This window comes from Streptococcus sp. M143 (assembly GCF_000162495.1).
In the GTDB taxonomy this organism is placed as follows: Bacteria; Bacillota; Bacilli; order Lactobacillales; family Streptococcaceae; genus Streptococcus; species Streptococcus dentisani.
In genome coordinates this window covers 232,229-246,586 of sequence record NZ_GG730093.1, presented here as the reverse complement: position 1 = coordinate 246,586, position 14,358 = coordinate 232,229, and the positions used below count along the sequence as shown (strand labels likewise).

Genomic DNA, 14,358 nt, shown 5'->3' with positions numbered 1-14,358 from the left:
CAGGACTGTTTAATAGCCTGTTATTTTTTAATTATCAAACATCTCTGTAAAATTGGGGATAATCTGCCTTCTTAAAACAAATCATCAAACAAACTCAACTGGTTATCCTCTGGCATATTGCCGAGAATGCCCATTTCATCCATTTTTTCAACCAAGGTCGATGACAGTCCGCCACGCTTGCGAAGTTCTGTCTTAGAGAGGAACTCACCCTCTTCACGCGCTCGCACCAACTGCTTAGCAACGTTCTCTCCCAGACCATCCATTGCTACAAATGGCGGGATGAGAGTGTCCCCGTCAATGAGGAATTCTGTCGCCTGACTACGGTAGAGATCGAGTTTACCAAACTTGAAACCACGTTCCCACATTTCATTGACAATCTCAAGAGTTGTGTAGAGATCGATTTCCACATTAGAAGCTTCGTTGTTTTTCCGTTTTTCAGCGATTTCTTCCATTCTGCGCTTGATGGCATCCAAGCCCGCACCCATGGTCTTGATATCAAAAGCCTTAGCACGGATGGAGAAGTAAGCACAGTAGTAATAAATGGGATGGTGAACCTTGAAGTAGGCTACACGCAGGGCCATCATAACGTAGGCTGCCGCATGGGCTTTAGGGAACATGTACTTGATTTTCCCACAGGACTCGATATACCACTCAGGCACCTTATTGGCCTTCATAGCTTCGATATAGCCATTCCGCTCCTCTTCGGAAATCTTCAGCCACAAGCCCTTACGCACCCGTTCCATGATGGTAAAGGCCATCTTAGGTTCGAGACCAGCATGCATGAGGTAAACCATGATGTCATCCCGACAACCAATAACGGTTGATAGGTCTGCAATTCCTTGCTTGATCAAATCTTGTGCATTTCCTAACCACACATCGGTACCGTGAGACAATCCAGATAACTGTAGCAACTCCGCAAAAGTCGTCGGATGCGTCTCATCTACCATTCCACGTACGAAGTTGGTTCCAAATTCTGGAATCCCCAGCATGCCCGTTGGCGTTCCGATTTGTTCAGGAGTCACCCCTAGCACATCAGTCCCAGAAAAGAGGGCCATCACGCCTTCGTCATCCATAGGGATTTCATTAGGGTCAATACCAGACAAGTCCTGAAGTTTCCGAATCATGGTCGGATCATCATGCCCCAGCACATCAAGTTTGAGGACATTCTCATCAATATCATGGAAGTTAAAGTGAGTCGTCTGCCATTCAGCCGTCACATCATCTGCTGGATACTGGACAGGCGTAAAGTCGTAAACATCCATGTAGTTCGGAATAACAACGATTCCTCCCGGGTGTTGTCCTGTTGTCCGCTTGACACCAGCAGCACCTTGAGCGAGGCGTTCCACCTCTGCATCACGATAAAACTTCCCATAGTCCCTCTCGTAGCCCTTTACAAATCCATAGGCAGTCTTGGCAGCTACCGTACCAACCGTTCCTGCACGGAAGGCATATTCTTCACCAAAGATATCACGCACATCCAAGTGAGCGCTAGGCTGGTCTTCTCCCGAGAAGTTCAAGTCAATATCGGGAACCTTGTCCCCATCAAAACCAAGGAAGGTCTCAAACGGAATATCCTGCCCATTTTTGCTGAGTTTATGACCACAGTTTGGACAATCCTTATTGGGCATATCAAAACCTGAACCGTAAGAACCATCGGTGATAAATTCGCTATACTGACACTGACCACAGACATAGTGTGGAGAGAGAGGATTAACCTCTGTGATCCCGATCATAGTCGCAACGAAACTGGAACCAACAGAACCACGAGAACCAACCAAATAGCCTCGTTCATTGGAACGTTGCACCAGCATCTGCGATGCCAGATAAATCACGGCAAATCCATTCCCCAGAATGGACGTTAATTCCTTTTCAATCCGCAAATCAACGATATCTGGCAGCGGATTTCCATAAATCTCAAAAGCTTTCTTGTAGGTCAGCTCAGCGACCGTTTCTTCAGCCTTATCGATGAAAGGTGTGTACAAGTCACCCTTAACGACCTCAACAGGCTCAAAGATTTCTGCCAAGGCATTGGTATTCTCAATAACTAGCCTGTGTGCTAGCTCCTCTCCTAAGAAAGCAAATTCATCCAACATCTCATTAGTTGTTCGAAAATGAGCCTTGGGAAGTGGAGCTGGTTGGGCATGTTCGCCGTGACCGATGGTTCGGTTAATCATAGCCCCCTGTCCCAAACTACGGACGATAATTTCGCGATAAATCTCCTCTTCTGGTTCGATATAATGAACATTACCCGTAGCCAGAACAGGTTTGCCAAGACGGTCTCCGACCTCTATCAAACTCTTGATAATGGTCTGGAGTTCCTCCATATCCTTGACCTGCTCCTTAGCAATCAAGGGAGCATAGATAGCTGGTGGCATGACCTCGATAAAGTCATAATACTTGGCCACTTCAACCGCCGCATCCACACCTTGGGAAACAACTGCATCAAAAACTTCACCTTCTGAACAGGCTGAACCTAAAATCAAGCCCTCCCGATGGGCATCTAGAACCGTTCTCGGAATCCGTGGTACCCCTTCAAAATACTTGGTATTAGACAAAGAAACCAGTTTAAAGATATTTTTCAGCCCCACCTGATTCTTGACATAAATGGTCGCATGCTTGATCCGAGCTTTTTTATAAGAGTCTGGACTAATCAAATCAATGTTTAGTCTAGCCAAGTCGGTCACACCATGTTTTTCTGCTACCTCTTTGATAAAGATGAAAAGCAGACGACCAGTAGCTTCCGCATCGTAATTGGCCATGTGATGGTGTTCCAGTGCTACACCAAAACGCTTAGTCAAAGGACCCAAACCATGACGTTTATACTCAGGATAGAGATTTCTAGCAAACTCAAGCGTATCGATAACTGGCTGGCTAATCTTAGGCAGACCATGACGCTCATAGTTGGCATTCATAAAGCCAACGTCAAAGGTTGCATTGTGGGCAACTAGGACGGTATCCTTACAGAATTCTTGGAATTCTTGCAAAACTTGTTCCAGTGGTTTGGCATTTTTGACATGATCATCTGTAATACCAGTCAACTCTGTAGTAAAGGCTGACAAGGGATGACCTGGGTTGATAAATTCATCAAATTCAGCAATGACATTTCCCTTGTACATCTTAGAGGCCGCAACCTGAATCAAGTCATTATAAATAGCTGAAAGTCCCGTCGTTTCCACGTCAAAGACCACATAGGTCGCTTCTGACAAGTCCATCTCTACTTCGTTATAAACGATAGGAACGCGGTCTTCAACGATATTGGCTTCCATTCCATATATCAGCTGGATTCCAGCTTTCTTAGCTGCCTTATAGCCGTGTGGGAAGGACTGGACATTCCCGTGGTCCGTGATGGCAACCGCCTTGTGTCCCCACTTAGCAGCTGTCTCAACGATTTTTTCTACCTCTGGCAGAGCATCCATGGTCGACATATTAGTATGAGCATGAAACTCAACCCGACGCTCACCTTCTGGCATCAAATCCTTCCGCTCATAGTGAACAACTTCCTGCACATCCTGCACGTTCATTGTCAAATCGCGTGTGAAGTTATTCATCTCCACATTTCCACGAACACGAAGCCAAGAATTTTTCTTGATGATGTCAAACTTCTGAGCTTCTTCTTCATTCTTAACCCATTTTTGCATTGAGAAGCTTGAACTATAGTCCGTCATTTTAAAGTTGATCAAAACACGACCCGTTCTGGTCACTTTATGTTCCACATCAAAAACGACCCCTTCAAAGACCAAACGATTTTCCTCAGTCGTCACATCAATCATCTGGGTCACTTCTGCCTTATCTAACTTTGGCTTAGCAGCAGCCTTTTTAGCCTGAAAATCAAAGGCTGGTTTCTCTTCTACCGGTGGAGGAGCCATTTGTTCCAGTTGCTCCATAGCCCGCAGGGCTTCTTCGTTGGCAGCCTGAATAATTTGTTCATTCTCCGTATGGAAGGCTTCCTCCTGCTCCTGTGTAAGAGCATCATTCTTTTCGATTTGGCAGACAAAGGCTGGGAAACCAAACTTTTCAAGTTGCTTCGCTAGATTAGGAAGATGATTCTTCTTAAAGTGTTCCTTATCAATCGTCTCTGAACCTTCAATAAAGAGCTGATTTCCCTCCGCACGAACTTGCAAATTCTGATAAAGAGATTTAAATCCTTGGCTTGCACATGGACCTTCAGAAAAAGCCTCCTTGTAGTAGGCCTGCAAGAGTTCATTAGAAAATTCTTGAGAAAGAGCCTTGATTTCAAAAACAGCTTGATTCCCTGTCTTAGAAAATTCTTCACTCAACCCTTTCTTTAACTCCAGAAAGATTTCAATCGGTAAAATTCTAGAAAAAACAAAATGAAATTCCCAAACCTTACTAATTTTATGAACCACAACACGCTCAATGCTAGCGTCAATAAGAGCAGGATCCTGTTTCAGTTGTTCAGAGATTCCTAATTGATTCATTAAAATTTCAAACTTACTTGACATTCAATTTCCTCACATTATTCTCTTACTATTTTACCATAATTAAAGAAAATATATAGCTAGTACCATTTCCCTTGCGATTTAGATGGATAGATTTTATCATACTTGTAGTGGTTAAAACTGTACTGATTAGTCGTTACATATTAAAAAATGAGATGAACACCATCTCACTCTTTTTATTCTTAAAATCCATTATTGTCGCTGAGTTCTTTGAACCAGTGGCCTGATTTCTTCAGGTGGCGTTCCTGCGTTTCCAAGTCAAGCTCAACCAAACCATAGCGGTTTTTATAGCTATTGAGCCATGACCAGCAATCGATAAAGGTCCAAATCAAGTAACCCTTACAGTTGGCCCCGTCTTCAATGGCACGGTGGAGTTCACGAAGATGACCTTTGACAAAGTCAATACGATAGTCGTCCTGAATCATGTCATTCTCACGGAACTTGTCTTCACCTTCAACCCCCATACCATTCTCTGTCAGCATCCACTCAATATTACCATAGTTTTCCTTGATATTTTGAGCGATATCATAAATCCCTTGCTCGTAGATTTCCCAACCGCGGTGAGGATTGATTTTACGTCCAGGCATAACATAAGGCTCGTAAAAATGTTCTGGCAAGAGCGGACTGTCTGGATGCTTGGCAAAACGTGGCGCCATGACACGCAAAGGTTGGTAATAGTTGACTCCAAGAAAGTCCACTGTATGGTCACGAATGAGCTCCAACTCTTCAGCTGTAGAATCCGGCAGCAAATCATGCTCTGCTAAAATCTCTACTAACTCTTCTGGATAAGCTCCCAAGACAGACGGATCTAGGAAAGATTGAGCTTGAAAGAGGTCCGCAATGCGAGCAGCCTTGACATCCGCAGGATGCTGACTACGTGGATAGGCTGGTGTCAAATTAAGGACAATCCCAATCTTAGAATCCGGCAAGACCTCATGACAGGCCTTCACCGCAAGACTACTAGCCAATTGTGTGTGATAGGCAACCTTAACCGCTGCTTGGGCATCTACCTTATGAGGATAATGGGCATCATAGAAATAGCCAAACTCTACAGGAACGATGGGCTCATTAAAGGTAATCCATTGGTCCACCAAGTCACCGTAAATCTCAAAACAAAAACGAGCATAGTCTTCATAAGCCTTGACAGTTGCCTTATTTTCCCAGCCATCCCCGTCTGCTTGAAGAGCAAAAGGAAGGTCAAAGTGATAGAGATTGACTAAGAGACGAATCCCCTTGGCCTTAATAGCTTCAAAGACCTGACGGTAGAAAGCCACCCCTTGCGGATTGACCTCTCCACGCCCCTGTGGGAAAATACGAGACCACTGGATAGAAGTTCGGAAGGCTGTATGGCCAGTCTCTACCAAAAGCTCAATATCCTTTTCCCAGTTTTCATAGAAGGTCGATGTTTTGTCAGGTCCAATCCCATTGTAGTAGCGATTGGGTTCCACCTGATACCAATAATCCCAGAGATTATCTCCTTTACCATCACCAAGCACTCGTCCTTCTGTCTGTGGTCCAGAAGTGGAGGAACCCCAGACAAAATCCTTTGGAAATTTTAGCATTGTTATACCTCTTCGTTTACTCATTTTCCCCATTATATAGAAAAAACAAGGTAAAAACTAGTTACATTTTTGCCTTGTTTTTCTTCTGATTATAGTTTTTATTTCTTGCTGAGGATTTCAAGCGTTTCAAGCAAGTTGTCTGCGTGAACTTCGATGGTGTCACCAGTCGCTTTGATTTTAACTTCTACGATACCGTCAGCTGCTTTCTTCCCAACAGTGATACGGATTGGAAGACCAATCAAGTCGCTATCACTAAACTTCACTCCGACACGTTCGTTACGGTCGTCTGTCAAGACTTCGTAACCAGCCTCCATCAAGTTGGCTTCCAGTTTTTCTGTCAAGGCTTGCGCTTCTTCGTCTTTGACATTGACAGTAATCAAGTGCACATCAAATGGTGCCAATTCTTTAGGGAAGTTAACTCCCCAAGCGTAACGGTATTCACCTTTTGGCGTTTTGTTAACAAAGAGGCGAGCGTGTTGTTCCATAACTGCTGAGAGAAGACGGCTAACACCAATACCGTAACATCCCATGATGATTGGCACAGCACGGCCATTTTCATCCAAAACATCTGCACCCATGCTTGCTGAATAACGAGTTCCGAGTTTGAAAATATGACCGATCTCGATACCACGCGCAAAGTTAAGGACACCTTGTCCGTCTGGTGAAATTTCACCCTCACGAACTTCACGTATATCCACATATTCTGCGGTAAAGTCACGACCTGGATTCACACCCGTCAAGTGGTAGCCATCTTCATTAGCCCCTACAACAGCATTGCGAACATCTTGCACCTTACGGTCTGCAATGATTTTCACATTTTCTGGCAAACCAACTGGGCCAAGTGAACCAAAGCCGGCTTGAACAGCACTTGCTACTTCTTCCTCGCTCGCAACATCAAAGAAATCTGCACCCAAGTGGTTTTTCAACTTGACTTCATTGAGTTGGTCATTTCCAACTAGAAGGGCTACAACAAGCTCACCATCTGCCATGTAGAAGAGGGTTTTGATTGTTTGTTCTTCTGGGACATTTAGGAAGGCTGCGACTTCGTCAATAGATTTAACACCTGGTGTTTCCACGCGAGTCACTTCTTCTTCCGCAACGACACGGTTGCTTGGTTTGTACTCGTTTGTTGCCATTTCTAAGTTAGCCGCATAGCTAGACTCACTTGAGTAGGCAATGGTGTCTTCACCAGAAACCATCCATTTGAGCAATTCTGCCTTGATTTCTTCTTGCACTTCTGCAGGAATTTCATCAAATGAGGCAACTGACTTGTCCAAGACAACCCAGCGGTCAAGGTCTGTACGAGCTGGTGTAATGGCCATAAACTCTTGGCTATCCTTACCACCCATAGCGCCACCATCACCAATGATGGCCTTGAAGTCCAAGCCACTACGAGTGAAAATTCGTTCATAGGCCGCCTTGTACTCGTCATAAGTCAGATCCAAACTATCGTAATTAGCATGGAAACTATAACCGTCTTTCATGATAAATTCACGCGTACGGAGAAGTCCGTTACGTGGACGTTTTTCATCACGGTATTTCGGTTGGATTTGGTAAAGGTTGAGTGGCAATTGCTTGTAAGATTTCACAGAGTCACGAACAATAGCTGTAAAAGTTTCTTCGTGTGTCGGACCTAGGATAAAGTCTGACTTTTCACGGTTTTTCAATTTATAAAGGTCTTCACCATAGGTTTCATAACGACCTGATTCACGCCAAAGATCGGCACTGAGAAGGGCAGGAGCCAACATCTCCACCGCACCAATCTTGTCAAACTCTTGGCGCATGATATTCTTAGCCTTTTCAATCACACGGTTAGCGAGTGGTAGGTAAGAATAAACACCAGCAGAAACTTGACGAACATAACCAGCACGCAACATAAGGGCGTGGCTGATAACTTGAGCATCGCTTGGCATTTCGCGAAGCGTTGGGATTAGCATTTTACTTTGTTTCATAATATTCCTCGATTATCTAAAAGAAGAGTCGCATAATGTCATTCCATGTCACAGCTAGCATCAAGACAACCATGATAACTACACCAGCCATGGTGACATAGGTTTCAATTTCTTGTTTAAGGGGTTTCCGGCGGACAGCCTCTAGGATATTGAGCACAATCTTTCCACCATCCAAAGCCGGGATTGGAATCAAGTTAAAAATCCCGATATTGATGGAAATCATAGCTAGGAAGTAGAGGACATTCTCAATTCCATTTTTAGCAGCATCGCTACTTGCCTTAAAGATGGCAACGGGACCACCAAGTTTGTTCAAATCTGGATGAAAAATCAAGTTTTTCAGAGCCGAAAGGATACGGAGCCCTGAGTCAGCAGCGGTTGTAAAGCCACCAACAAACATGGATAGAAAGTCTGACTTGACTCCCGGTTGAACCCCAAGAATATAACGTCCTTGATTCTCTTCTGGAGTCACCGTTACTTGTTTTTCACTACCATTTTCGGAAATGGTCACATCCAAGGTCGGAGCGGTCTTGTCTTTGGTATCTGCCTCCACAGCCTGGGTTAAGTCTTGCCAATTCTTAACCTCATGCGAGCCAACCTTGGTAATTTGAGCGGTCTCAGCTACGCCCACCTTAGCCAAAGCTCCCTCTGGCATGACATGAAAGAGATTGGTCTGAGTATCTCTAACACCGCCTTGCAAAAAGATCAAGATCCAAAAAACAACAACACCTAAGATAAAGTTATTCATAGGACCTGCAAAGTTGGTGATGAGCTTGCCCCAGATAGAAGCATTTTGATACTGTACATCCAGAGGAGCGATGCGCACTTCGGTTCCGTCTTCTTCAACAACCGTTGCATCATGATTCACTGCAAAAGTCTTTTCTTCTTCCAGGACCAAACCCTTGATAAAGAGCTTGTCTTCAAAGTCAAACTGAGTTACCTGCATAGGAAGAGCCGTTTGATCCAGTTTCTTCCCTGAGAGGTTAATCCGTTTGACCTTACCATCATCAGCAAGTGTTAAACTGACCGGAGTTCCTGTCTTGATCTCTGTCGCATCATCACCCCAGCCTGCCATACGAACATAGCCTCCTAGAGGAAGGATTCGAATGGTATAAGCAGTGCCATCCTTACCGATATGGGAAAAAATCTTGGGCCCCATACCAATGGCAAATTCACGAACTAGAATGCCTGATTTCTTGGCAAAATAAAAATGTCCAAACTCATGCACCACCACGATAATCCCAAAAACGAGGATAAAGGTTAGCAATCCAATCATTCAATATTCCTTTCTTTAAAACAGGCCAAATAAGTGCATCATTGGAAACACAATCAGCATGCTGTCAAAGCGATCCAACACACCGCCATGTCCAGGGATAAATTTTCCAGAATCCTTGACACCGAAATGGCGTTTCATGGCACTCTCAATCAAGTCACCAAACTGACCTGCCACACTGAAGAAGGCTGCAAAGAGACTCATTCTATAAATCCCATAAGGAAGAGCAACTGTGCTATCCACTAACATGAAGATTACTGTTATCAGTACCGCTCCTAGAACCCCCCCGACAAAGCCCTCAATACTCTTATTAGGAGAAACTCTCGGCGCCAACTTATGTTTACCAAAATTCATCCCTGTCAGGTAGGCTGCGCTATCTGTCGCCCAAACGATAAAAAGGGCCAAAAGTACCTTGTCAAAACCTGCCACCCGAGCATCTAGTAAGGCATTAAAGCCAAAACCAACATAAAAGCTCACAGCAATTGGAAAAGCGGCATCTTCAATCGTATAGCTTTTACTGAAAACGGTGGTCCCTAGCATAATCATAATTAAAACGCTGTAGGCAACCACATTCCCATCAACTGGCAAAAAAGTTAGGTAATTTTCTAAGGGGATTGTGAGAGCAAAGGTCGCAAAGAGGGTCAAGGCACCCTCGATGGTCATGGTCTTTAACCCCTTCATGTGCAAGAGTTCATGGACTCCTAGCATCGCTAACAAGCCAATCCCTATCTGCAACAAGAGGCCTCCTGCAAACAAGACTGGAAGGAAAATCGCCAGGGCCAATACCGCAAACAATGTTCTCTTTTGTAAATCCTTGGTCATATCTTCTCCTAAACTCCTCCAAAACGGCGATTGCGATGGTTAAAAGCAGCAATAGCTTCCTGCAAAGCGGCTTCATCAAAATCAGGCCACAAGGTATCCGTAAAGTAAAGCTCACTATAGGCTGCTTGCCATGGCAAGAAATTACTTAAACGCAACTCACCACTCGTACGGATAATCAAATCAGGATCCCGCAAATCCTTTGGCAGGTGTTGCGTGAAAAGATAGTCCCCAATCATATCTTCTGTGATGTCACCAGGGTTGATTTTAGCATCTAGAACATCTTGAGCCAAGCCCTTAAGAGCCTGCGTAATTTCAGCACGGCCACCATAGTTAAGCGCAAAATTGAGAATCAAGCCCGTATTGTTCTGGGTCAATTCCTCTGCTTTTTTCAAAGCTTCAAAAGTCGGCTTAGGCAGACGGTCTGTCTCCCCAATCATCTGAATCTTAACGTTATTTGCATGCAATTCAGGGACGTAGTTATCATAAAATTCGACTGGCAAGTTCATGATAAACTTGACTTCTTGATCTGGGCGCGTCCAATTTTCTGTTGAAAAGGCATAAACCGTGATGACCTTAACTCCCATCTTGTTCGCTGCCTTGGTCACTTTTTGGAGGGCTTCCATCCCTGCTTTATGACCAAAAACCCGTGGTTGCATCCGTTTTTTAGCCCAACGACCATTCCCATCCATGATGATGCCAATATGAGCAGGAACCTGTGTTGGAACCTCGACTTCTACAGCTTTATCTTTCTTAAAAAATCCAAACATGTTCTTATTCCTATTCAAAAATCTATCGTTTCATTATACCATATTTCCCTATTTTCTTCTATTGCTAAGTTATTAGCTCTCCGTACAGACAAAAAATAAGCCGCCTGATTGGGCGACTTAGTTTTATAGGGAGATTATTATGAAAAAGTTTTAGGAGTTTAAGTTAAGTTCCTCTTAACTTATGAACCTAGTATACCGTCCCTAACTTAAATTTTTCTTAAGTTTTTTGAGAAATGAAAAATCTAAAATAAGATTGCCCACTTGGGTGTACGAAAAGTACCTCAAATCATCTCAAATAGCCAATCTGAGTCTAAAACCTAGCTTTTTCTGAAAATCATTTCAAGCTGACACCTTTTTCCATAGTTTATAGATTGAAACTTTGCCTCATAAGTTACTTTTATAATGCACTTATCTATCAAATCATATATTCTACACTATAGGTGGCATCTGATAAGATACGAGCCAGAAACTGCTTGGTTCGTTCTTCTTGTGGACGACTAAAGAAATCATGTGGATTATTCTCCTCTACGATACGGCCTCCGTCCATGAAAATAACGTGGTTAGCGACATCTCTAGCAAATCCCATCTCATGCGTGACGACCACCATGGTCACACCTTCTCCCGCCAACTGTTTCAGAACATCCAAAACATCTCCAACCAACTCAGGGTCTAGTGCAGATGTTGGTTCATCCAACAAAATCACCTCGGGCTTGACGGCAATAGCACGCGCAATTCCTATTCGTTGTTGTTGCCCCCCAGAAAGCTGGGAAGGGTAGTAGTCCTTATAGGCAAGTAAACCAACTTTTTCCAAGGCAGATTCTGCACGCTTGAGTGCTTCTTCCTTGGAAATTTTACGAGCCACGATTAGCCCTTCTAGAATATTTTCCAGGGCAGTTTTGTTTGTAAAGAGATTGTAGTGTTGGAAAACAAAAGCTGTTTTTTGACGGATTTCTAAAATGTCTTTCTTGCTTAATTTGGCTAAGTCATAGGTCTTTCCTGCCAAGGTCAAACGGCCACTGTCAGCTTTTTCTAAGTGGTTGAGACAACGGAGAAAGGTCGTTTTCCCCGAACCTGATGGTCCTAAGATAACGACGACATCCCCTTGGTTGACCTGGAGATTGACATCCTCCAGTACTTGCCTCTCACCAAATGTTTTTGCGATATGTTCTACTTGTAACATCCTGTCCTCCTATACAAAACGTGCGCTAGATGCTTTTGCACTCTTTTCTTTTTTCACATAGCCTTTCTCCAGTAGGGAGAAGCCCCACTGAATCAAACCACAGATCAAAATATACTGCAAAAAGATCACAAAATAAGACTCAAAATACTGGTAACCGTAGGACGCTTCCACACGAGCAATAGCGGTGATATCCTTGATAGTCATAACAAAGACCAGAGAGGTTCCTTTGACGATATTGATCACCAGATTGGCCAAGTTAGGCAAGGCTGAGCGCAAGGCTTGAGGAAAAACAATCCTTAGATAGGCCTGGGTCGTAGTCAAGCCAATCGCATGCGCTGCCTCTAGTTGTCCCTTGTCCACCGTCAAGATAGCTGAACGCAAAATCTCCGATAAACTCCCGACTGTCATCAAACTATAAATGATAAAGGCATAGTAGAGAGGATCAAGCTTGAAAATATCAAAGTCACTTCCTATACTTTTGAGAAATTGATTCAGCAGGCTTGGAAACAAACTATAAAAGAAGAGAATCAATAAAATCGGAGGAGTCGCTCGGATAAAGGCCAGATAGACTAGAGAAAAACTCCTCACACCTCGAACCTTGTAAATCTGCCCCAAGGCTAAAAATAGAGCCGGTAAAAAGCTTAAGACCATAGCCACAATCATGATAATCAAGGTGATTGGCACACCCTTCAAGGTCTCCAGAAAGGTCTTTACGATATAGTCTATATCCATTTCTTACCTCCCTTTTGTTTCCAAAGACTTCTCAAGCAAACGACTCAAGCTAGAAATAACCAAGGCAATGCCCCAGTAAAGAAGCGCAACTGCCGTATAGGTTTCCAGAGAGTAGTTCCCCAAATTGCGACTGATCAAGAGATTGCCTGCCCCCATAACATCAACGAAACCAATCGTATAAGCCAAGGCAGCATCCCGCATGAGATTGAGAATAGCAGTCGTTATATTGGGAAGAGCAACTTGAAAAGCTTGAGGAAAAATAATTCTCCAAAAAGTCTGACTTGGAGTCAAACCAATACTAAGCCCGGCCTCTGTCTGTCCCTTTGGAATAGCTTGATAGGCCGCCTTGAAAACCTCGGCAACAATAGCCGAAAACAAGAGAATCATCGTCAAGAGAACAAAAATAGTTTTAGACCAGTTGTTGATATCCAAACCAAGCCACCATTTCAGAAATTCTGGCAAACCATAAAAGACTAGAAAAAGCAATACAATCGGCGGTGTACAACGAAGGGTAAAGATATAGCCTTTAGAAATCGTTGCAAAACTCTTGTCTTCTCCTACTTGCGCCCATGCCAAGAGACCTCCAAAAAGGAAACCAAGAAGAGTGGTAAAAAAGAGAATGGACAAGGTCATAGGAAGTGCCTGCCATAAGGTCGGCAAAAACTGAAAGACCTTGGAAAAATCATAAGAAACCATGCAAAACCCTTTCTAGTCTTGGAATTTCTGATCTAGTCTTTGTCTACATAGCTAAAGACATCTTCTTTAAAGTATTGCTGAGATAGCTTAGCAAGCGTGCCATCTTCTTTCAACTCTTTGATTGCTTTTTCATATTCTTTAGCGAATTTCTCCCCCTTTTCATCACGGTGAATCAAGGGATAAGTTGGAATACCTTTATATGGGAACCAGCTGAGTTTATCCGCATATTGGTGGTAAGGGCCATCTTCTGCGGTAACTGCTTTTTCAAAGGACAGTTTGATATCAAAGAAGGCGTCATAACGTCCTTCTAAGACCCAGGCATAGGCATCTGCCACTTTAAAGGATTCAGCTGCTGTTAGCTCAATCGGTGCGTCCTGATGTTTTTCATTGTAGCTGGTGATGACATTCCATTGAGCATTCTGTGGAGAGATGGGAACCAATTTTCCTTTATTCTTAGCAAAGTCATCAATGGTTTTGTATTTCTGTTCATCTTCTTTTCTGACAGTAAATCCGATGATGCTCGCTCCGACTGGTTCAGATGGAATGACAAACTTTTTAGCTCGTTCATCTGTGTACCAAGCTCCCTTTGTTCCGATGTCATACTTGCCTGATTCCAGACCGATTAAGAGATCGTCATCACTGGTACCCGTATATTCAAATTGATAGTTTACCAACTTCTCATCAACAGCCTTCAAAACAGCTACTTCATAACCATCTGATTCCCCTTTTTCATTGACAAAGTCATAAGGTACATAGTTTTGTGTATGGGCAACCTTCAAGGTTATGACTTCAGCAGACGAAGCCGTTTCTCCCTCCTTGGCTGGAGCACCAGCTAAACTTCTCCCGATAATCGTTGCCCCAATTACTGCAACAACTGCTACACCACCGATAATCCATGCTTTTTTACTCATCTTTTT

The 14,358-nt window shown here is 43.6% G+C and carries 10 protein-coding genes; all 10 read right to left on the bottom strand.

All coding sequences use genetic code 11. The features are described from left to right. Positions 1-71: 71 nt before the first annotated feature. On the bottom strand, positions 72-4,463 hold the full coding sequence (locus HMPREF0850_RS05445) for a PolC-type DNA polymerase III (RefSeq protein WP_000095442.1): 4,392 nt from the start codon (positions 4,461-4,463) through the stop codon (positions 72-74). 179 nt (positions 4,464-4,642) lie between these two features. Then, positions 4,643-6,022: a glycoside hydrolase family 1 protein gene (locus tag HMPREF0850_RS05440; protein ID WP_000911346.1), complete on the bottom strand. Its 1,380-nt coding sequence runs from the start codon at positions 6,020-6,022 to the stop codon at positions 4,643-4,645. 98 nt (positions 6,023-6,120) lie between these two features. Next, positions 6,121-7,974, bottom strand: coding sequence for a proline--tRNA ligase (locus tag HMPREF0850_RS05435; RefSeq protein ID WP_000814016.1), 1,854 nt, complete (start codon positions 7,972-7,974; stop codon positions 6,121-6,123). Between the two features lie 16 nt (positions 7,975-7,990). After that, positions 7,991-9,247: an RIP metalloprotease RseP gene (gene rseP, locus HMPREF0850_RS05430; protein ID WP_000579741.1), complete on the bottom strand. Its 1,257-nt coding sequence runs from the start codon at positions 9,245-9,247 to the stop codon at positions 7,991-7,993. A gap of 15 nt (positions 9,248-9,262) precedes the next feature. Next, entirely contained in the window at positions 9,263-10,066 is an 804-nt protein-coding gene (locus tag HMPREF0850_RS05425) for a phosphatidate cytidylyltransferase (RefSeq protein ID WP_000159116.1), read from the bottom strand. 8 nt (positions 10,067-10,074) lie between these two features. Continuing rightward, entirely contained in the window at positions 10,075-10,833 is a 759-nt protein-coding gene (locus HMPREF0850_RS05420; RefSeq protein ID WP_000466707.1) for an isoprenyl transferase, read from the bottom strand. A gap of 415 nt (positions 10,834-11,248) precedes the next feature. Next, entirely contained in the window at positions 11,249-12,013 is a 765-nt protein-coding gene (locus HMPREF0850_RS05415; protein WP_000942255.1) for an amino acid ABC transporter ATP-binding protein, read from the bottom strand. 9 nt (positions 12,014-12,022) lie between these two features. Continuing rightward, a complete protein-coding gene (locus tag HMPREF0850_RS05410; protein WP_000350563.1) occupies positions 12,023-12,745 on the bottom strand; it encodes an amino acid ABC transporter permease in 723 nt (240 codons plus the stop codon). 3 nt (positions 12,746-12,748) lie between these two features. After that, positions 12,749-13,441 carry an amino acid ABC transporter permease gene (locus HMPREF0850_RS05405; RefSeq protein ID WP_000255454.1) on the bottom strand — a complete coding sequence of 231 codons (693 nt, stop codon included), beginning with the start codon at positions 13,439-13,441 and terminating at the stop codon, positions 12,749-12,751. A gap of 32 nt (positions 13,442-13,473) precedes the next feature. Further along, positions 13,474-14,352, bottom strand: coding sequence for a transporter substrate-binding domain-containing protein (locus HMPREF0850_RS05400; protein ID WP_000037006.1), 879 nt, complete (start codon positions 14,350-14,352; stop codon positions 13,474-13,476). Between the last annotated feature and the right edge of the window lie 6 nt (positions 14,353-14,358).